General features: G+C 44.8%; 23 protein-coding genes. 9 read left to right on the top strand and 14 right to left on the bottom strand.

The window, feature by feature from the left end; translation table 11 throughout:
- The first annotated feature begins 25 nt into the window (after window positions 1-25).
- Genes fdxA through DCO17_RS02010 form a run of 4 tightly spaced genes read left to right on the top strand, consistent with a single transcriptional unit; the run spans window position 26 to window position 2775 of the window.
- Window positions 26-349, top strand: coding sequence for a ferredoxin FdxA (gene fdxA / locus DCO17_RS02025; RefSeq protein WP_068322070.1), 324 nt, complete (start codon window positions 26-28; stop codon window positions 347-349).
- A 34-nt stretch (window positions 350-383) separates the two neighbouring features.
- Window positions 384-1427, top strand: coding sequence for an NAD(P)/FAD-dependent oxidoreductase (locus tag DCO17_RS02020; RefSeq protein ID WP_173955150.1), 1044 nt, complete (start codon window positions 384-386; stop codon window positions 1425-1427).
- A gap of 57 nt (window positions 1428-1484) precedes the next feature.
- The gene (locus tag DCO17_RS02015; RefSeq protein ID WP_173955149.1) at window positions 1485-2279 is read left to right on the top strand and encodes a thymidylate synthase; all 795 of its coding nucleotides are present in this window, start codon (window positions 1485-1487) and stop codon (window positions 2277-2279) included.
- A gap of 7 nt (window positions 2280-2286) precedes the next feature.
- Complete coding sequence (locus DCO17_RS02010; protein WP_173955148.1) at window positions 2287-2775, top strand: dihydrofolate reductase; 489 nt, start codon at window positions 2287-2289, stop codon at window positions 2773-2775.
- 32 nt (window positions 2776-2807) lie between these two features.
- On the opposite strand, the gene DCO17_RS02005 is transcribed toward DCO17_RS02010, so the two are convergent.
- On the bottom strand, window positions 2808-3623 hold the full coding sequence (locus tag DCO17_RS02005; RefSeq protein ID WP_173955147.1) for a peptidylprolyl isomerase: 816 nt from the start codon (window positions 3621-3623) through the stop codon (window positions 2808-2810).
- Window positions 3624-3694: 71 nt separating this feature from the next.
- Between DCO17_RS02005 and DCO17_RS02000 the strand changes: the two genes are divergently transcribed.
- On the top strand, window positions 3695-4318 hold the full coding sequence (locus tag DCO17_RS02000) for an SOS response-associated peptidase (RefSeq protein ID WP_173955146.1): 624 nt from the start codon (window positions 3695-3697) through the stop codon (window positions 4316-4318).
- A 22-nt stretch (window positions 4319-4340) separates the two neighbouring features.
- On the opposite strand, the gene msrQ is transcribed toward DCO17_RS02000, so the two are convergent.
- The 3 genes from msrQ to DCO17_RS01985 are packed head-to-tail and all read right to left on the bottom strand — an operon-like array spanning window position 4341 to window position 7733.
- Window positions 4341-4973, bottom strand: coding sequence for a protein-methionine-sulfoxide reductase heme-binding subunit MsrQ (msrQ, locus tag DCO17_RS01995; protein WP_254598797.1), 633 nt, complete (start codon window positions 4971-4973; stop codon window positions 4341-4343).
- 41 nt (window positions 4974-5014) lie between these two features.
- Window positions 5015-7225, bottom strand: a complete 2211-nt coding sequence (locus DCO17_RS01990) for a xanthine dehydrogenase family protein molybdopterin-binding subunit (protein ID WP_173955145.1) — start codon at window positions 7223-7225, stop codon at window positions 5015-5017.
- Between the two features lie 10 nt (window positions 7226-7235).
- On the bottom strand, window positions 7236-7733 hold the full coding sequence (locus tag DCO17_RS01985; RefSeq protein WP_173955144.1) for a (2Fe-2S)-binding protein: 498 nt from the start codon (window positions 7731-7733) through the stop codon (window positions 7236-7238).
- A gap of 115 nt (window positions 7734-7848) precedes the next feature.
- On the opposite strand from DCO17_RS01985, the gene DCO17_RS01980 reads away from it, so the two are divergent.
- Both DCO17_RS01980 and DCO17_RS01975 read left to right on the top strand, forming a co-directional pair.
- Window positions 7849-8880 carry an alpha/beta fold hydrolase gene (locus DCO17_RS01980; RefSeq protein ID WP_173955143.1) on the top strand — a complete coding sequence of 344 codons (1032 nt, stop codon included), beginning with the start codon at window positions 7849-7851 and terminating at the stop codon, window positions 8878-8880.
- A gap of 40 nt (window positions 8881-8920) precedes the next feature.
- Window positions 8921-9136, top strand: a complete 216-nt coding sequence (locus DCO17_RS01975) for a hypothetical protein (RefSeq protein WP_173955142.1) — start codon at window positions 8921-8923, stop codon at window positions 9134-9136.
- A gap of 2 nt (window positions 9137-9138) precedes the next feature.
- On the opposite strand, the gene DCO17_RS01970 is transcribed toward DCO17_RS01975, so the two are convergent.
- Together DCO17_RS01970 and DCO17_RS01965 are read right to left on the bottom strand one after the other, a co-directional pair.
- A complete protein-coding gene (locus DCO17_RS01970; RefSeq protein ID WP_173955141.1) occupies window positions 9139-9438 on the bottom strand; it encodes a 4a-hydroxytetrahydrobiopterin dehydratase in 300 nt (99 codons plus the stop codon).
- 25 nt (window positions 9439-9463) lie between these two features.
- Entirely contained in the window at window positions 9464-10192 is a 729-nt protein-coding gene (locus DCO17_RS01965) for a pseudouridine synthase (RefSeq protein WP_173955140.1), read from the bottom strand.
- An 87-nt stretch (window positions 10193-10279) separates the two neighbouring features.
- On the opposite strand from DCO17_RS01965, the gene DCO17_RS01960 reads away from it, so the two are divergent.
- The gene (locus DCO17_RS01960; RefSeq protein ID WP_254598796.1) at window positions 10280-10846 is read left to right on the top strand and encodes a DUF2889 domain-containing protein; all 567 of its coding nucleotides are present in this window, start codon (window positions 10280-10282) and stop codon (window positions 10844-10846) included.
- 8 nt (window positions 10847-10854) lie between these two features.
- Here DCO17_RS01960 and DCO17_RS01955 read toward each other — a convergent pair whose 3' ends face one another.
- The 8 genes from DCO17_RS01955 to DCO17_RS01920 form a co-directional block, all read right to left on the bottom strand.
- Window positions 10855-11610 carry a molybdate ABC transporter substrate-binding protein gene (locus DCO17_RS01955; protein WP_437342811.1) on the bottom strand — a complete coding sequence of 252 codons (756 nt, stop codon included), beginning with the start codon at window positions 11608-11610 and terminating at the stop codon, window positions 10855-10857.
- Window positions 11611-11614: 4 nt separating this feature from the next.
- The gene (locus tag DCO17_RS01950; protein ID WP_254598795.1) at window positions 11615-12418 is read right to left on the bottom strand and encodes a fumarylacetoacetate hydrolase family protein; all 804 of its coding nucleotides are present in this window, start codon (window positions 12416-12418) and stop codon (window positions 11615-11617) included.
- A 51-nt stretch (window positions 12419-12469) separates the two neighbouring features.
- Window positions 12470-13240 (bottom strand): SDR family NAD(P)-dependent oxidoreductase, encoded by a 771-nt coding sequence (locus DCO17_RS01945; RefSeq protein WP_173955138.1) that lies wholly within the window; start codon window positions 13238-13240, stop codon window positions 12470-12472.
- A 38-nt stretch (window positions 13241-13278) separates the two neighbouring features.
- Entirely contained in the window at window positions 13279-14202 is a 924-nt protein-coding gene (locus DCO17_RS01940) for an MBL fold metallo-hydrolase (RefSeq protein WP_254598794.1), read from the bottom strand.
- Between the two features lie 10 nt (window positions 14203-14212).
- On the bottom strand, window positions 14213-14776 hold the full coding sequence (locus tag DCO17_RS01935) for a lipocalin family protein (RefSeq protein WP_173955137.1): 564 nt from the start codon (window positions 14774-14776) through the stop codon (window positions 14213-14215).
- Between the two features lie 4 nt (window positions 14777-14780).
- Window positions 14781-15743, bottom strand: coding sequence for a protein-methionine-sulfoxide reductase catalytic subunit MsrP (gene msrP / locus DCO17_RS01930; protein WP_173955136.1), 963 nt, complete (start codon window positions 15741-15743; stop codon window positions 14781-14783).
- An 89-nt stretch (window positions 15744-15832) separates the two neighbouring features.
- Entirely contained in the window at window positions 15833-16243 is a 411-nt protein-coding gene (locus tag DCO17_RS01925) for a BLUF domain-containing protein (protein WP_173955135.1), read from the bottom strand.
- 135 nt (window positions 16244-16378) lie between these two features.
- Window positions 16379-18613, bottom strand: coding sequence for an NADP-dependent isocitrate dehydrogenase (locus DCO17_RS01920; protein ID WP_173955134.1), 2235 nt, complete (start codon window positions 18611-18613; stop codon window positions 16379-16381).
- 260 nt (window positions 18614-18873) lie between these two features.
- On the opposite strand from DCO17_RS01920, the gene DCO17_RS01915 reads away from it, so the two are divergent.
- Window positions 18874-20064, top strand: coding sequence for an MFS transporter (locus DCO17_RS01915; RefSeq protein ID WP_173955133.1), 1191 nt, complete (start codon window positions 18874-18876; stop codon window positions 20062-20064).
- Window positions 20065-20102: the final 38 nt, after the last annotated feature.

Raw genomic sequence — 20102 nt, 5'->3', positions numbered from 1 at the left:
CTATTGGGCTTGACTCATTAAAACCATGACTTACGTTGTTACCGAATCCTGCATCCGCTGCAAATATACCGACTGCGTTGATGTTTGCCCAGTTGATTGCTTTCGTGAAGGCCCTAATTTTCTAGTAATCGATCCAGACGAGTGCATCGATTGCGCTGTTTGTGTTCCTGAGTGCCCAGTAAATGCCATTTATGCTGAAGATGATGTGCCAGGCGATCAACAAGCATTCATTAAGTTGAATGCTGAATTATCTCCATCTTGGACTTCAATTACCAAATCCAAAGCCGCTCTTCCAGATGCTGAAGAGTGGAAAGATGTTAAAAACAAACTCGATCAGTTGGTGAAGTAATTCATCTGCATACTTAACCAGTAAGAGAATTTCCTTGCACTCCCCCACAGAAGCTGATGCAGTCATCATTGGCGCCGGTCCTGTGGGGCTTTTTCAAGTTTTTGAACTTGGCCTCCTAGAAATTAAAGCTCACGTCATTGATTCTTTGCCAGAAATTGGCGGTCAATGCATCGAGCTCTATCCAGATAAACCCATTTACGACATTCCTGCGGTACCAGTTTGCACCGGTCGTGAGCTTGTTAGCAATTTACTCAAACAGATTGAACCATTTAAGCCTCAATTTCATCTGGGACAAGACGTTACCAGCCTTAAGCAACAGGAAGATGGTCGATTTCTATTAACCACTTCAGAAAACAAATCCTTTCTAACAAAGACTGTATTTATAGCCGCAGGTGTAGGCGCTTTCCAGCCCAGAGTACTAAACATTGAGGGCATAGAACCTCTGGTTGGCAAGCAAGTTTTCTACCATGTTAAACAGCCAGAACAATTTACAGGTAAGCGCATTGTCATTTGTGGTGGCGGAGATGCCGCCCTAGATTGGGCCTTGTATTTTGCCAACACTGCCGCAAGCGTCACCCTGATTCATCGTCGCAATGACTTTAAAGCGGTACCACAATCGATTGCAAAAATGCGCGAGCTCTGCGCAGATGGAAAAATTCAATTACTGATTGGCCAAATTACCGATCTTGAAATTCAGAATGGGAATTTGACTAGCATTGCCGTTGACAATATTGACGGCAATACTCAATCATTGACGTTAGACGATCTTTTGATCTTCTTTGGACTTTCCCCAAAATTAGGTCCAATCGCTGAGTGGGGTTTAGATATAGATCGCAAGCAAATCGCAGTTGATACCGAGAAATTTCAGACTAGCATTCCAGGCATTTACGCAGTGGGTGATATCAATATCTACCCAGGGAAGAAAAAGCTGATTTTGTCTGGCTTTCATGAGGCTGCCTTAGCTGCCTTTGCCGCAGCCGCCTATTTGAACCCTGAAAAGCCAATCCAACTGCAATACACCACCACCTCAACCAAGCTCCATAAAGCCCTTGGGGTGCAGTCGCCCACATTCGAGTAAGCTATCCTTATTCGTAAATCATTAACCGTATTTAGCCCTTAAGTTAGTCACTACCCTATGCGCCAATATCACGATCTCATGAAAGAAGTCCTTGCTAAGGGCGTTAAAAAGTCCGATAGGACTGGCACAGGCACGATCTCAGTATTTGGCCATCAGATGCGCTTTAACTTGGCTGACGGCTTTCCAATGGTGACAACCAAGAAGCTGCACCTCAAGTCCATCATTTATGAATTACTCTGGTTTCTCAAGGGCAGCACAGACAACAATTGGCTCAAAGAGCGCGGCGTATCCATTTGGAATGAATGGGCTGCACCGGATGGCGATCTTGGTCCAATCTACGGATATCAATGGCGCTCATGGCCTGCACCAAATGGTCAACATATTGATCAAATCTCTGAAGTGGTTGAGACCATCAAGAAGAATCCTGACTCACGTCGCATTATTGTTTCTGCCTGGAACGTAGCTGATATTCCACGCATGGCATTGGCACCTTGTCATGCTTTCTTCCAGTTCTATGTTGCTGATGGCAAACTGTCTTGTCAACTCTATCAACGCAGCGCCGACATTTTCTTGGGCGTGCCATTCAACATTGCAAGCTATGCCTTGTTAACTCATATGATGGCGCAACAATGTAATCTGGAGGTAGGCGACTTTATCTGGACTGGTGGCGATTGCCATTTGTATAGCAACCACTTAGAGCAAGTCGATCTACAACTATCTAGAGACTTTTTCCCGCTGCCAAAACTCAATATCCTGCGCAAACCAAATTCTATTTTTGATTATGAGTTTGAGGATTTTGAGATTGTTGGCTACGAATCTCATCCGCATATCAAAGCTCCTGTAGCCATTTAAGCTCCATATGACTCAACCCGCTATCTCCATGATTGTTGCCCGCTCACGTAATCACGTGATTGGTCGCGACAATCAGATGCCCTGGAAAATCTCTGCTGACCTCCAGTTTTTTAAACGCGTCACCATGGGTCACCCCGTCATCATGGGAAGAAGGACCTGGGAATCGATTGGTCGCCCACTTCCTGGGCGACGCAATATTGTCGTTAGCCGTAATGCTGACTACTCACCAGTGGGCGCTGAACTTGCTGGTTCGCTAGATGAAGCACTTGCCAGCCTTTCTGAATCGCCAAGAGTATTCGTGATTGGGGGTGAACAACTATTCAAACAAGCATTTGATAAAGCTGACCGTCTATATGTAACGGAAATTGATATTGACGTAGAAAGTGGTGACACCTTCTTTGAAATCCCAAACGCATCTGACTGGGAAGAAGTAGAGCGCGTACCAGGATCAGAAAACGATATTCACTTTGCTTTCGTCACCTTAGAGCGCAAATAAGCACAAAATCAAAAGGCCCCGAAGGGCCTTTTTTACTGAACTACGATCTTAGAATCTTTGGCAAGCTGAGATAAGAACTCAAATTGCTTTTTCTGCATGAGACCTGCTCGAACAGCTTTTTCTGCCTGCTCAAATGTTGGTGGCTTGCTTGAACGCTTATCCTCAACCTTAATTAAATACCAACCTTGCTGCATCTGAATTGGAGCGGATACTTGGCCTTTGTTGAGATTAGCAATGGTGGCGGACAATGGTGGCGGAAGTTGGCCCGGCTGAACCCAACCAGCTGCGCCACCCTGCGCCTTATTTGGAGCCAGGGAAACACTACGAGCAACTTTATCAAAAGACTCACCCTTTTTAAGACGACTCATCGCGGCTTGAGCATCTGCCTCAGTTGCAACAGCAATATCACTAATCTTATATTCCACAATCATGCCCTGTGAACCCAAAGATGCCACTTGCTTGTTGTACTCGGCACGCACATCAGCATCGGCAACGGGATTCTTCTCCATGAATGTGGCTAACTCTAGATCCGCTAAATAGTTTTGGCGAATCATAGCGAGTTGTGTATTGGCCTTATCAGAATTTGCTAATCCATCCTTGTCGGCTTGCTGAGATAGTAATAGCACTTCAATAAATTTCTCGATCACCGCCTTGCGTAATTGAGGAGAATCTTTCTGACCTTGAGAAAGTGCAACTCTAATCCCTTGCTCAACCATATCATTGGTGATGATGGCGCCATTAACAGAGGCGGCAGCATTAATTGGTAATCCACTTTGTTGGGCATAAATTGAGCCCGTTGCAACTCCAAGTGCGGCAAGCAATAGGCTTTTGAATACTAGTTTTCTCATACGATCTCTCTTGTCTATAGAGACTCAATGGTAACAGCTGGCGTCGGCATAACCGTCAGTAAAATAGCTTGATGTGTGTTCAATACCTCACCGCCGCCAACACTGATTGGGTCAAGACCCACTTTGACCTAGAGTTGCCACCGTCAGGCGCCCATGATGTTTTTCCCACTTACCCAGGAATCATCGTTCTTAAAAGCCACAATACTCAGCGCACTGCGATTGGACCTGCTCGCTTTGGCCTCATTCCGGCATGGGCAAAAGATGATGACTTCGGCAGAAAAACATACAACGCTCGCTCTGAAACCGTTAGCGAAAGACCTTCCTACAAGAACGCTTGGTCAAAACGTCACTATGCATTAGCTCTAGCGGATGCTTTTTATGAACCCTGCTATGAATCCGGCAAAGCAGTCAGAACAAAGATTAGCCAAGCCAATCAAGAGCCCATGGCAATCGCTTCTATTTGGGATACTTGGACTGAACCAGAAACGGGTGAATTGATTGTGTCGTTCTCAATGCTAACAATTGATGCTAATGAACATCCCGTCATGCGACGTTGTCATAAGCCTGAAGATGAAAAGCGTACAGTTGTACCGTTACGACCCGATCTATTTGATCGCTGGCTCAATGCCACTCCCGATGCCGCCCTTGAACTATTAAATTTAGATTCGATTCCGGATCTTGTCTTCTCGGAATAAAGACTGATCTGTTTTTAGAGCATTAAGCTGCAAACCATCTACGAATTACTGGCAATCTAAGGCATAGCAAGCCAACGATCACGACAACATATATTGCCACTGTTCCCAAGTCATTTTTTCCGGCTTTATGCCACCAGTAGTGGGTAATTGCTGTACAAGCAATGACGTAAACCAGTTTATGCAGCAGAGTCCAACGCCTCCCTAACTTGCGAATAGACCATTGATTGGATGTCAGCGCTAACGGCAATAACAATACGAAACTAAAGAAACCCATCGTAATGAATGGGCGCTTGAGCACATCATGAATCATTGCTTGCAAATCTAGTGATTGATCTAGATAAAACCAAATTCCGAAATGTAGAAAGGCATAAAAGAAACAAAAGAGTCCAAACATGCGACGAAGCTTAATCCAATCTGCTGATCCCGTGATCATGCGCATTGGGGTCATTGCGAGGGTAATGCATAAAAATACCAAGGTCCATGTGCCTGTTGATCGGGTGATAAATTCGATTGGATTGGCCCCCAAACCATCACTGCTAGCTAACCACAGTAGACGCACTAAAGGTATTAGAGAAATAACAAATAGAATGCTTTTTGAGAGCTTGATATTCACCTGCATTACTGAATGGTAAGCCAAATACAAAAATGGCTCCATCAATCACTTAACTGATGGAGCCATGTATTTCAAGCTAAAAACTAAGCGAGACTTAATCCTTCCTTATACAGAGGGAAGTTGCGCACTGGCCTACCAATCGCTGCTGAGATTGCATTTGCGACAGCAGGACCAACGACGCAAATAGTTGGCTCACCTACACCACCCCAGAAATCATAAGTAGGCACTAAAACGGTTTCAATTCTGGGGGTTGAAGCCAACTTCAGGAGAGGGTAAGAATCGAGGTTCTGTTGCTTAATACGACCATTTTCAACGGTAATTTCTGGATTGAAAATAGCTCCCAATGCCATTGCTACAGAGCCTTCAATTTGCTCACGCGTTAAGTAAGGATTGACGACGTGACCTGAATTCAAGGCAAATACAAGGCGTTTCACATGCACCATGTTTCCATCGACCGATACTTCAGCGACACATGCTGAGTAGCTGGCGTAACCCATAAACTGCGCAACGCCACGATAGGTGCCCGCTGGCAATGGCTTATCCCAATTAGCTTTTTCAGCGGCAGCATTGAGCACGCCCAAATGCTTTGGATGATTCTGCATCACTGCTTGCCTAAACTTCACCGGATCTTTACCTGCCGCTTTGGCACACTCATCCATAAAGCATTCCATAAAAATGCCATTCTGGTTTGTATTAACACCACGCCATGGTCCAACTGGAACATGGGTATTTTTCATGACGTATTCAGTTAAGAGTGTCGGAAAGGTATAACCAAGCTGAGCATCGGGGCCTTTTTCATAAAGACCTTGTAATTGACGCTCATCCTTTCCATCCTTGATAGCTGACGGGGCTAATGTCGCGTTAATAGACTGGCCCGCTACCTTGATATGCATACCAGTCACATTGCCACTGCTATCAATACCGGCACTCATCTTAGCCATCGCAATCGGATGGTAATAATCGTGCGTTAAATCTTCCTCACGACTCCACAATACCTTTACAGGTGTTCCTAGATATTTTTGCGCCACTTTAGCCGCATAACTTACAAAGTCTTGCGTAGAACCACGACGGCCAAGGCCACAGCCTGAATCTAATTTGTAGACCTCGCAGTTAGCCAAAGGAATACCAGTGGCTTCAGATAGAGCGGCCAATGAACCTTCGCCATTCTGTGTTGGCACCCAAGCCTCAGCACGATCACCGCTAATCCTCACAGTTGCATTCATGGGCTCCATCGTGACGTGCGCGCGATATGGCGTGAAATAAATCGCCTCTACTTTTTTAGCAGAGCTGTTGATTGCCTGTGGAGCATCACCAACCTTACGCTGCCAGAAATCGCCTTGCTCATCTAAACCACTACGCAACATCTTATTAATGTCATCTTGCGATACATTGCCCGCTTTACCCTCATCCCAAACGATTGGCAAGGCATTCAAAGCAGTATTTGCGCGCCACCAAGTATCGGCCACTACGGCAACAGTATTGTCGTTAATCTGTACGACACCCTTGATGCCACGCATCCCTAGAACCTTTGCTTCGTCGTAACTCACAAGCTTGCCACCAAATACAGGGCAAGACTTTACTGAAGCACACAACATACCGGGCATTTGCAAATCAGCGCCATATACTTTTGATCCATTTACCTTATTAGCAGTATCAATACGCGCATAAGGCTGACCCGCTACCTTCCACTTACGCGGATCTCTTAAGACAATTGACTTTGGATCAGGCGGAGTTAAGGTTGATGCAAGCTCAGCAACTTTTCCATAGGTAGTTTTACGTCCTGATGGAGTATGTGTAATTACCCCTTTATCAACAGTTAATTCGGCGACAGGAACATTCCATTGATTGGCGGCTGCTTGAAGTAACATGATGCGAGCTGCTGCTGCGCCACGTCGAACATAGTCTTCTGAGATTCGGATACCGCGACTGCCGCCAGTACCATGCTCACCCCAAACGCGTTTGCGTGCCAAACTTTGTCCCGGCGTAGCCGACTGTGTTTTGACTTTCTTCCAGCTGCATTCCAACTCTTCGGTCACTAATTGCGCTAAACCAGTACGAGTTCCCTGCCCCATCTCTGAACGAGCAATACGGATATAAACAGTGTCATCTGGTTTGATACTTACCCAGGCATTAACTTCCGCATCACCAGCTTTAGTTGGTGTATTGGGGTCATATTGAGAGCTAGCCTGAGCCAAAGCATTTTCTGGCAAGGCGCCAATGCCCAACATCAAGCCCCCACCAAGGAGGGTGCCTTTGGTAATGAAATCACGACGTGAAGTATTTTCGAGTGTCATATTCTTCTCCTTAACCACGCGTTGCTGGAGAAGCTTGGTATTGCGCCAACACTTCTGCTAACTTTTTCTGACCCGATGCCACATGAATGCCATCGCGAATTTTTTGATAAGTGCCACAACGGCAAATATTTGACATTGCATTATCAATATCAGCATCTGTTGGTTTTGGAATGCGCTTCAGTAAAGCAGCAGCAGCCATCACCTGACCGGACTGACAGTACCCACACTGAGGAACATCTAATGCAATCCAGGCCTTTTGTACTGGATGTGTATTGTCTTTGGAGAGCGACTCGATAGTCGTGATTTTGGCAGCGCCAACAGCCGAAACAGGAATTGAGCAAGAGCGAACTGGCTCTCCATTCATATAGACAGTACAGGCGCCACACTGCGCCACACCACAACCATACTTAGTGCCGGTTAGGCCAACTACTTCACGAATGGCCCACAACAAAGGCATGTTTGGTTCCACATCGATATTGTGAACCTGCCCATTGATATTCAATTGCATTAGCGTCTCCTTTTGTTTTTATTAAGCACTTGCTTATTTATTTTGAATTACTATAAATCATTACCAACTTTAGTGCGCTGCAATAAATTACCTAACCCCCTTAAGAATTTGACCCATGAAAATAATCGCCTTAATCAGTCTTTTTTTAGCTGCCAATATCGGTTTTGCCGCGGAGTTCCCCAAGCAAACCGAAGGTGTTTGGACGGCCAAAAACTTTCAATTTCATACAGGGGAGACCGCAAAAGAGCTCAAGATTGGCTACATCACTCTTGGGTCACCAAATAATCCTGCTGTTCTCATATTGCATGGGACTGCTGGATCAGCCAAAGGAATGCTCAATAAAGATTTTGGGGAAGAGCTATTTTTAGCTGGTCAACCCTTGGATGCAAATAAGTTCTTCATTATTCTTACCGACGCAATTGGTGTTGGGAAATCATCGAAACCCTCTGACGGACTTAAAGCCAAATTTCCTCGTTATAACTATGATGATATGGTCCAAGCGCAATATAGACTTGTTAAAGAAGGCTTGGGTATTGAACACTTAAAGCTCATTCTTGGGAACTCAATGGGTGGAATGCAAACCTGGTTATGGGGCACCAAATACCCAGGCTATTCAGACTATCTTGTGCCAATGGCATCAACGCCCAGCGCCATGTCAGGAAGAAATTGGATGATGCGTAGATTTATATCCGAATCGATTCGAAGAGATCCTGATTGGCAAGAAGGAAACTACAAGACCCAACCGAAAAGTGCGCAATTTACCAATGTCTTTTACCCTCTAGCCACGAGTGGCGGAAATCAACATCTTCAGTTCTTGGCCCCCAATAGCGAGAAGGCGGATGCGATTGTGAATGACCGCTTGGCAGCTCCTTTCACAATAGATGCCAATGACTATTTATACCAATGGGAATCTTCGAGAGACTTCAATCCTGATAGTGAGTTGTCAAAAATTAATGCCAAGGTACTTGCCATTAACTCTGCAGATGATGAGCGCAATCCTCCAGAGTTAGGCATTATGGAAATTCAACTCAAAAAAGTAAAAAATGCCGAACTTTATTTAATCCCCGCAAGCATCTACACTTCAGGCCACTCCACCACTGGTCAGGCAAAGTGGTGGAAAGAGAAATTAAATAGCTTCATTAATTAGCATTAATGCCAAAAGACATTGCACCACCTAAAGGAAAATCATGAGCGAAGAATATCAATCTCAAAACGACGAAGACTTTAACTATGGCTGCGAATGTGCCATGACCCTGCTCAATGAACCCACTGAGGACTGCCTCAATGACCTCATTGACGAGTTAGATGAAGACGGAATGATCTCGACGGAAGTAGTCTACGGCTTATTAGCAACTATCTTGATGAGTCTCAATGAAGGGGATCAAGAAGGCGATGAGCATTAAATCTACGTTTGCACTTGGATGGCAAAGCCATCCATTGCTTTAGCTAATTCCACATCCAATTGCGTTAGTGCATTTTCTGAATGGGTACTTAAACGCACATTAACTTGATTCCAAGAGTTTGACCAGTCTGGATGATGATTTATTTCCTCGGCATAGTTTGCGCACAGCGTCATAAAGTCAAATGCCTGTTGAAAATCTTTAAAGACAAAGTTGCGCTCGATTGCAATACCTGAAGCATCTCTCTTCCATAAAGGTAGATCTTTTTCAAAATCGAAATTACTTAGTAATCTAGTTGGCTGCATTTAGTTAGGCTTCATTTGGTTGGACTTAACTAGCATCCACACTTTGAGACAGAAGACGTAGATCATCTGGATAAAGCCAGCGCCACTGACCTTCTGGCAAATCCTTTGGCATATGGTACGCGCCGATTTGCGCACGGTGTAATTGGGCCACATGATTACCAACAGCAGCCATCATACGTTTTACCTGGTGGTATCTTCCCTCAACAATTGTCATCGCCAACACACTTTCAGAAATCTGATGACATGCGGTGGCATAACATGGTCTTGGATCATCATCCAAAACTACACCATTGAGCAAATGATCGATTTGAGATTGAGTAATCGCGCTTGCCGTAGTGATCTCATAGACTTTGCCGATGTTCTTTTTGGGCGTTGTCATTTTATGAATAAATTGCCCATCATCCGAAATCAACAACAAACCAGTAGTGTCGTAATCCAAGCGGCCAACGCACTGCAGACCACGTTCTACAAAAGGCGCAGGTAGCAGGCTGTAGACACTAGCGTGATGCGTTGTCTTATGAGAGCACTCGTAGTTCAGGGGCTTATTAAATGCAATGTAAGCCTTCTCGTGATATTCCCAATCTTTACCATCTACAGTGAGTGTGAGACCCTCGGTTGAAATACGTTCGCCAGGATCCTCCGCCAAAACGCCATTCACCTTGACTAAATCGGCATAAACCAAATCAGCACAATAGCGTCGTGTGCCAAAGCCTTGGCTAAATAAGATCTTTTCAAGAGAGATTGGTTTTGCCATATGCTGCAGAGCATACTACAGAGCACGTTTGCGGATTAGACTAGATAGCAAGTTTTCCCTCAATTCATTATCATTTAGGGATAGTTTTTGCCTCTTGTCTTTCCTTATTTAATTGCCATGCTCTCTTCACCCAAACCCAGATCTCCACTACACACCCGAGAAATCACTTTCCAGGGTTATGCGCGAGAAGATGGCTTATGGGACATTGAAGGACATCTAAAAGACTACAAAGCAACGCCATTTACAACGGGTGCAAATACTTGGCAACCTGGTGAAGCTTTTCATGACATGTGGGTTAGAGTGACCCTCAACAATGAATTAGTGATTCAAGATATTGAAGTAGTCATGGATGGCCACCCTCATCCCGAGTGCCCTCAAGTTATTCCCCCTATGACGGCGCTGATTGGAGAGCGCCTAGGTAAAGGCTGGAGAAAAACAATTCAAACCCATCTTGGCGGCATTGCGGGTTGTACGCACTTACGCGAATTACTCAATAACTTAGCTACTGCAGCCTTCCAAGCAATCCCTGGGGCCTTGTTTGATCCTGATGAAAATAAACCGCCGCTGTATCTTGGAACTTGTAAATCCTGGGATTTCAACGGACCAGTTGTCATGCGCGCCTACCCCAAGTTTTACAAATGGAAAGCGGATTAATCCGCTTTTTAAGGGACTGCGCGCAAGCCGTAATAGTCGAAAACTTTGCTGCCATAGCTAGATTTCAATAAAGCAATGAATGGCGCTAAATTCTCATCATTTAGGTCTTTGCAATACAAAGAATATCGGGTGGCTAATTCAAACTCAGGGGGGAAGGGGCCCACCAATGTATTTCGATCAGATTGAATTACCTCGCTTATTTGAGTAATTCCCAGCCCCACCTTTTTCTCCATAACTAGCTTCATGGTTTCGACGCCATCGCTTGCAAGAATCGCTTTTTGAAGGACTGGCTTCTCAATATCTAATTTTTTGATTATTTCCTCAAAATGACGTCCTACAGTTGCGCCTCTCGCGGGGTCTGAAAACGCAATCGACTGAGCAGCTAGCAAAGTATTTGCAAGATCCTGTGCATTTTTAATACTAGGCTTTTTTGCGCTAGATGAAGCCATTCCAGCAAGGGTATCAACTAGAGGAATTTGCTCATTTTTTACAAATTTGCCAGACTTTATTGCGCTATTAATTCTCACTTGAGTGGTTATCACGCAGGCACTTTGAGCGTCTTCAAAGAACTTTTTCTCGGCTGCACCAGCAGTATCAAAATTAATCCAAATGTGATTGGCATTCTGATTTTTATTAAACAATTGCGATAGCTCAATAAGCGGAACCTTCATGCCTGCCGCAGAATATATTCGAAATTCCGTGGCGAACGCTCCAGATGCGCTTATTAAAAACCCAAGCAAGCTTAATCGAAAGATTAGACGCATGGCCTTAAATGACCTTGATAACTAAATCAGGTAAGCCAGCAATCGTACATCGCACAACATCACCTTTAACAACCGGGCCCACATTTTCAGGCGTACCCGAATAAATAATATCGCCAGGGAATAATTCATTTGCTTCAGACAATTTGGAGATCTGCTCTGCCACCGACCAAATCATCTGACTCAAGTCAGCGCTTTGTTTTGTAACTCCATTTACAGATAGAGCAATCGATCCTTTTTGAAAGTGGCCGACCTTATCAGTTGTAAAGATTGGGCCAATAGGGGCGGAATAATCAAAGGACTTCCCTATCTCCCATGGCTTCTTTTGATCACCCATAAAACGCTGTAAATCCCTACGAGTCATATCAAGACCCAAGGCATAACCAAATACATGTTCTAAGGCTTTTTCAACTGGTATATTTTTCCCGCCTTTATTTAGTGCGGCTACAAGTTCAACCTCATAGTGGTAATTTTTTGTTAAGGTCGGATAAGGATGATCAACGATTTTTCCAGGAGCTACAAATTGTATTGCATCAGTTGGCTTTTGAAAAAAGAACGGCGGCTCACGGGTTGGGTCAGACCCCATCTCGCGCGCATGAGCAGCATAGTTTCTACCAATGCAGTAGATTCTTCTAACAGGAAATTCTTGATTGCTACCAGCAATTGGAATGTAAACGTTTTTAACTGTGAATGGGGTTTTTACTTCATGAGCCTGAGCACTTGTAACAGCCCCACCAGTAGCCAATGTGGCCAGTCCAACACCCATTTTTAGGGCATTACGTCGATTATCTTGTTTATTATTTTTTAACATTATGTCTCCTCCATTTATTGTTTACTACACCAATCGATTGCTAATGAATAACTATAACTCTCCTCGATGCACATTAAAAGCATTAAAGGCTTGCTGTACTGGCATTAACTCTAATACATTGATGTTCATATGACTTGGTAAAGTCGCGGACCAGTAAATTGCTTCAGCAACATCATTGGCGCTCAATGCTTTTACGCCAGCGTAAACTTTGCCGGCCTTGTCATCATCCCCCTTGAAGCGCACATTTGAAAATTCAGTACCAGCGCACATACCAGGCTCGATACAGGTCACTCGAACGGGAGTGCCAATCAAATCGGCGCGTAAATTTAAGCTAAATTGCTTCACAAACGCTTTAGTCCCGCCGTAGACATTTCCACCGGGGTAGGGATAATTAGCGGCTACTGAACCTAGGTTAATGACATGACCGCGCTTACGTTCAACCATGCCAGGCAAAAATGCGCGACTCATATGCACCAATCCTTTAATGTTGGTATCAATCATTCGATCCCAATCACTTAAAAATGCTTGATGTGCAGGCTCAAGCCCTAATGCCAAACCGGCGTTATTGACTAATACGGATACATTCGCAAATTCTGCTGGTAATGAGCTAGCTAGCGTATCTACTTTGACGCTATCACAAACATCTACCGATAAAGCTAGCAAACGTTTTTGCTGATCCGCAGGTATAGAGTCTTTGATGTCATCCAGGCGCTCCTGTCTTCTTCCCACCGCGATAACTTTGTGACCATGCGCTAAAAATCGTCTAGCCGTTGCCTCACCAAATCCAGCGGTTGCTCCAGTTACCAAAACAGTATGTTCCATATTTCCTCTTGTCATCTTTTAATTATTTATAAGCTCATTTAAGACTTATCTATTAAGTGATTATCCTCGATAGTAGCCGCACCCGATTTCACCAAAGCTTGAGAAAGCCACCCGCAAAATTCATCCATACTCATATTTAATTGCTTTGCTGCGCTATTCAGTGCGGGCGTATTTGAGATCCATTGATTTACTAAAGGCAGCTCTTTGCTACGCCAAGCCAATAATTTATATTTCAGCAAGACTTTTGCACCATGTCGGGCATTTCTATCGGAGTCAGATGCTAAATAATCCAGACGGGAACGTGCAGTAGCAAGCGCGGTAGCAACATCGACAAAAGGTTTTCCATGTCCTGGGATTACCAAAGAGATTGAAAGGCCCTCTATAAGATCAAGAGTTTGGGCAACTTCTTCAAAACCTGATTCACCCCAGAGTTCTGGGAAGATTACACCAAAGCCTTCTTCCCACAAAGCATCTGCGGAAATCAATAAGCCATGCTCTTCTTGATACAACATGACTGAGTGAGGATCATGCCCTGGCGCAGCTAAGATATTCCATTCATATCGCCCGAGCGTTATACGCTGACCTGGTATGAGCAAATGATCAAAACTAAAGCGTGGGCAGTCTTGCCCCAAGTTTTGATAACTCAGCAAATCCATATTCCAATCACGAACTGCTGCAGCTTCAGAGGCGGGGATATAAATCTCACAATCGTATACCTCTTTCAAGGCCGCATTGCCACCACAGTGATCCGAATGCAGGTGAGTATTAGCGACCTTATTGACGGTATTTAGCTGATGTTTATTCAAAGTATTACGCACAAGACTCAACGTCATGCTTTGATGAACAACATAGCCTGTATCGACCAGCGATACATCACTTTCACCAAAGTGAAGAATATTATTGGCTGATAACCACCCTCTCTCGAATACCTCAATACCTGGTGGTAATGAAAACTGTTTCAAAGAATTCTTCTTAATTTTTAGAGGGGCTTGTTAACTGCTGCGTAGGCTCGAGTTTGCGAGTATCAAATTGCTGATTCTGCAAACGCAGCAACAAGGCATCGTAGGTCTTCTTATCTATCTGCGGAGTTCTGGATAAAACCCACAGATATTCTCTTCTAGGATCACTTACAGCCGCCACCTGATATTGCGGATCTAGATCGATGATCCAATAATTACCCCAGACCATTGGCAAGAAGGATAGCCAAGCAGGAGCAAATCGCACTTCCAACTTTGGTGAATCGCTCGCACCCACTTGCCTTGCCGTTCCTTCTGCTTGAGAGATCTCGCCATCTGCAGTTTTGCAGCTATTAAGTACTTTTAAGTTTCCATCAGGTCTTACAGAGTAAACAGCTTGGGTATTGCTGACACACTTCTTCTGAAACCAGTTTGGAAATTTTGCAATCTCATACCAGGTCCCCATATAGCGAGGTACATCAAGAGAAGGAATAGTTTTTACAGCAGACTCTTGAGCATGACCCAAGGAACACAGTAAAAGAAGATTGAATGCAAAAAGTAAACGGCTAAATTTATTCATGGGGTTAATAGTATTTTTTTAGATCCATACCAGCATACATGCTCGCTACTTGATCTGCATAGCCATTAAACATTTGGGTTTTTATTTTTGATGCAAACATTCCCTTGGGGTCACCAATACGACGCTCTGTCGCCTGGCTCCAGCGAGGATGATCTACCTGCGGATTGACATTGGAGTAAAAACCATACTCCCTCGAATCAAACTGACTCCAACTGGTCTTTGGCATTTCTTCAGTGAAGCGAATTTTGACAATTGATTTCGCGCTCTTGAAACCATACTTCCAGGGCACGACTATGCGCACAGGCGCACCATTTTGCTTAGGCAAAACCTCTCCATACAAACCTAATGTCAGCAAGGTCAATGGATTCATTGCCTCATCCATGCGCAAGCCTTCGCGATATGGCCAATCCAAAATATTGCTACTAACTCCTGGCATTTGCTTGCGATCAGCCAGGGAAATAAATTCCACATACTTCGCTGATCCTAATGGCTCTACCTTGCCAATCAACTTCGATAAGGAATATCCATCCCAAGGAATGACCATGGACCAGCCTTCGACGCAGCGTAAACGATAGATGCGTTCTTCAATTGGAGCTAACTTCAATAAAGCATCGATATCTAAAGTTAGAGGCTTTTTTACCAAGCCCTCTATTGAGACAGTCCACGGCCTTGTTTGCAAAGTATTTGCATGGGCAGCGGGATCAGACTTATCCGTTCCAAACTCATAAAAGTTGTTATAACTGGTGACATACTTATAAGGCGTCGGCTCATCTTTGGAGCTATAAGCGGTATTTAAGGTAGCCGCCAACTTTTCCGGATTTGATGCAAGAGCCTGACGAGAAAACCATGGTGCCAAAGCCATACCAAAGCCACCCGCTGCGGCAGTCTTGATTAACGAACGTCGATTTTCAAAAACATCTCTAGGCGTAATGTCACTGGCAAGTATGGTTTTATCTTTGAAATACATGGTAGACCCCATTAAGGCAATGAGTCTATTTTGCTACTGATGGCAATTTATTGCTTAGACCAGATACAGCCGAGGGAAACCTGGGGGCACTACTCTTCTTGGGCGGCACGCATCTGATTGAGCAAGCGCAAGCTGTGCTTATCCATTCCGGCAACCATACCAGCCAATACCGGATAGTCACGTACGAGGGTTTCTCCGCCATAAAAGCGCATCAGCCACTCTGGAAAGCTTCGCTCTTCAATCTCACGAATCTCTAACAGTTCAATGCGATGATGGCGATCATCCTCTTGAATGCGCTTCCACACTTTCATGATATTGGCGCGCTCACCTTCAATGATTTGCCCAAATTGCTGATTGTCATAAAACAAAATGCCGGTCACACCATGTTTTTGATTAAAGACTCGCGCCGACTCTAGGAGTCGCATTAAACCAAGAAAAGACATATCTGAGACTGCTTCGCTCAGATAACTTAACTCGATAAGGTCTTTTGGTTTTGGCATTAAGCGTTTTGCAAAGACTGAAAAAGAAAAAGGCAAACCCGAAAGTTTGCCTTTGAATGTTAACGCTAATTAATGCAATTAATTATTAGAACTTATACCTAATGCTCAGTTCTGGTGCATCAACCCTCTTAAGTATTACGCTCTTGCCGCTTTCAATGCTGCATTGAAAGTTGGGCTTGGACGCATCACAGCTTTGCATTTCTCAGAATCAGCAACATAGTAACCGCCAATGTCAGCTGGCTTACCTTGAACCGCCTTGAACTCTGCAACAATCTTCTGCTCATTTTCTGCCAAAGATTTTGCTAAAGGCGCGAAATGTGCTGCCAATTCCTTATCTTCGGTCTGATTGGCCAATGCTTCTGCCCAATACATCGCCAAGTAGAACTGACTTCCGCGGTTATCCAACTCACCAGTACGCGGTGAAGGCGATTTATTGTTATCCAATAACTTACCTGTAGCTTCGTCCAGAGTACGAGCGAGGATCTTCACTTTTGGATTGCCCGTCTTATCGCCAATGTCCTCAAGGGATACGGCCAAAGCCAAGAACTCACCAAGTGAATCCCAACGCAAGTGGTTTTCTTCTACCAACTGTTGTACGTGCTTCGGTGCAGAACCGCCTGCGCCGGTTTCGAACAAACCTCCACCAGCCATCAATGGAACAATCGAGAGCATCTTCGCGCTGGTTCCCAATTCCATAATAGGGAACAAGTCAGTCAAGTAGTCACGCAAGATATTGCCAGTTACAGAAATAGTATCCTTACCGCGAATTACACGCTCAAGGGTGTAACGCATTGCGCGAGTCTGAGACATGATCTGGATATCTACACCTTCAAGGTCGTAGTCCTTTAGATATGTTTTTACCTTCTTGATCAATTCAGCCTCGTGCGGACGGTACTCATCTAACCAGAATACTGCTGGGGTATTAGAGAGACGCGCGCGGTTAACCGCCAATTTGACCCAGTCACGGATTGGGGCATCTTTCACTTGGCACATACGCCAGATATCACCCTCTTCTACGTTTTGTTCAAGCAATACAGTGCCGTCATCAGCAACAATACGAGCCACACCAGCTTCAGGGATCTCAAATGTTTTGTCATGTGAGCCGTACTCTTCTGCCTGTTGAGCCATCAAGCCCACGTTTGGAACGGTACCCATGGTTCTTGGATCAAAATTGCCATGTGTCTTACAGAAATTGATCATTTCTTGATAGATACGAGCAAAAGTACTTTCAGGGATTACCGCTTTAGTGTCGTGCAAACGACCGTCCGCGCCCCACATCTTGCCACCCACACGAATCATTGCCGGCATTGACGCATCCACAATCACATCGCTTGGAGAATGCAAGTTGGTAATACCTTTTGCTGAATCCACCATCGCCAATGCAGGACGATGCTCGTGGCAAGCATGCAAATCTTGAATGATTTCTTCGCGCTTAGACTCTGGCAAAGTTTTGATCTTGTCGTACAAGCTGCTCATACCGTTGTTAGCGTTAACGCCCAACTCTTCGAACAACTTCGCATGCTTCTCAAAAGCATCTTTATAGAAAATCTTCACCGCATGACCGAATACGATCGGGTGTGACACTTTCATCATAGTTGCCTTCACGTGCAAGGACAACATCATGCCAGTCTTGTATGCGTCTTCGATTTCTTTTTCGTAAAACTCGCACAAGGCCTTTTTGCTCATGTACATGCTATCGATGATTTCACCAGCCAGCAAAGAGACTTTTGGCTTAAGCACAATGGTTTTTCCGCTCTTGGTAACCAAGTCCATCTTCACATCACAAGCCTTAGTCATAGTCATTGACTTCTCACTGGAGTAGAAGTCGCCACCATGCATATGTGAAACGTGTGTACGGGAAGCCTGGCTCCACTCACCCATAGAGTGAGGGTTCTTACGAGCGTAACGCTTCACAGCGGGAGGCGCACGGCGGTCAGAGTTACCTTCACGCAATACTGGGTTTACAGAACTACCCAAGCACTTAGAGTAACGAGCGCGAATCGCTTTTTCTTCTTCAGTCTTAGGATCATCCGGGAAATTAGGAATCTTGTAGCCCTTGTTTTGCAACTCTTTAATAGCTGCGAGCAATTGCGGCACAGAGGCACTGATATTTGGCAACTTAATAATGTTAGTGTCTGGGAGCAAAGTCATCTTGCCCAACTCACCTAAATTGTCTGGAACTTTTTGGGCGTCCGTTAAGCAGTCAGAAAACTCAGCCAAAATACGTGCAGCAACTGAGATGTCGCTCTTTACGATCTCCACTCCGGCTGGCGCTGTGAAAGTACGAATAACTGGCAAAAATGCGCAAGTCGCCAAAAGCGGCGCTTCGTCTGTCAGCGTGTAAATAATCTTTGATTTCTCTGAAGCCATTAACGTTTCCTCAATATTGATAAATTTACAGAGTCAGGTTTTTACCCTGCCACTCTCATATTCCGCATTTTGCAAAGCACTTTTAGTTGGCTTGTTTTACAGTTAAAACGCACCCTTTTGCCAATGAGGCGAGAGTTCAATTTTAAATCATCGGGGTTGTCATAAATTGAGGTTTTTCGCCCAAAAACCGCATATCAGGCCCAATTTAAGGGAATCCACCGAGACGGCAGCCACATTCAATTCCTCGTAAACTGCATGCCATGCCCAGCACCCAGCATCCCCTACTAAATAAGAACCTCTTATTGCTCATTATTTGCCAAGGCTTATTCCTGACCAATAATGTCACTTTTATCGCTATTAACGGTCTAGTTGGCTTTAGTCTGGCGCCCGTAAGTTGGATGGCCACCCTGCCCGTCATGGGCTATGTTGTCGGCGCTGCTTTTTCTACTTCCCTAGTCGCAAAGTCACAAAATCACTTTGGCCGAAAAATTTCTTTTCAGCTTGGTCTTTTAGTAGCAGTCTTATCAGCCCTGCTTTGCGCCTATGCAGCATTCAGCAAAAACTTCTGGCTATTAGTGATTGGCACATTCATCGCTGGTTACTACAGCGCTAACGGGCAACTATATCGTTTCGCAGCGGCAGAGCTCACCGAAGTAAGTCAACGAGATAAAGCCGTCTCATGGGTTTTGGCTGGTGGCATTTTGGGTGCAGTGATCGGCCCTAATCTAGCCTCTTGGACTCGCAATCTATTTGAGACTGCTTTCTTAGGTGCCTACCTAACTCTATCCATTGCAGCCTTTATCGGAATTATTGTGATGCAGTTCATTCACTTCCCAGAAGAATTCAAAACCCAGCACGCCCTCTCTGATGGCAGACCCCTCAATTCCATTCTGCGTCAGCCTGTGTTCTTGGTAGCGGTCATCGGCGCAGCGCTTGGGTACGGCGTTATGAATCTCCTTATGGCAGCCACACCGTTGGCAATGCAAATTTGCGGTCTACCTTTCTCGGATACTGCCTTAGTACTGGAGTGGCATGTGATTGGCATGTTCGCACCAGGATTTTTTACTGGCGCACTCATTCAACGTTTTGGTGCTCTCAAAATCATGGGGCTGGGCATCAGTCTCAATTTCATTTGCATATTTATCGCTTTGAGCGGCACAGATCTTCATCAATTTTTTATTGCCCTCTTTTTACTTGGCGTGGGCTGGAATTTCCTATTTACGGGATCCACCTCTCTAGCGATGACAGCCTACAAACCCAATGAGCGAGACAAGGCTCAAGCTGCCATTAATTTCTTTGTGTTCGGAACGATGGCATTTACCTCTTTTGGGTCAGGCGCCCTCATTACCTCTCAAGGCTGGGATATTCTCAATTTAGGATCACTCATTCCCGCTACGATTACCGCAGTTGCTTTAATTTGGCTAGGCCTACAGCAACGCAATTCCATCTAAACCTGATAAGCCTATACTAGCCAGTCATTTCACCCAAT

Source organism: Polynucleobacter tropicus, assembly GCF_013307225.1.
GTDB lineage: Bacteria > Pseudomonadota > Gammaproteobacteria > Burkholderiales > Burkholderiaceae > Polynucleobacter > Polynucleobacter tropicus.
This window is presented reverse-complemented; position numbering and strand designations above follow the sequence as displayed.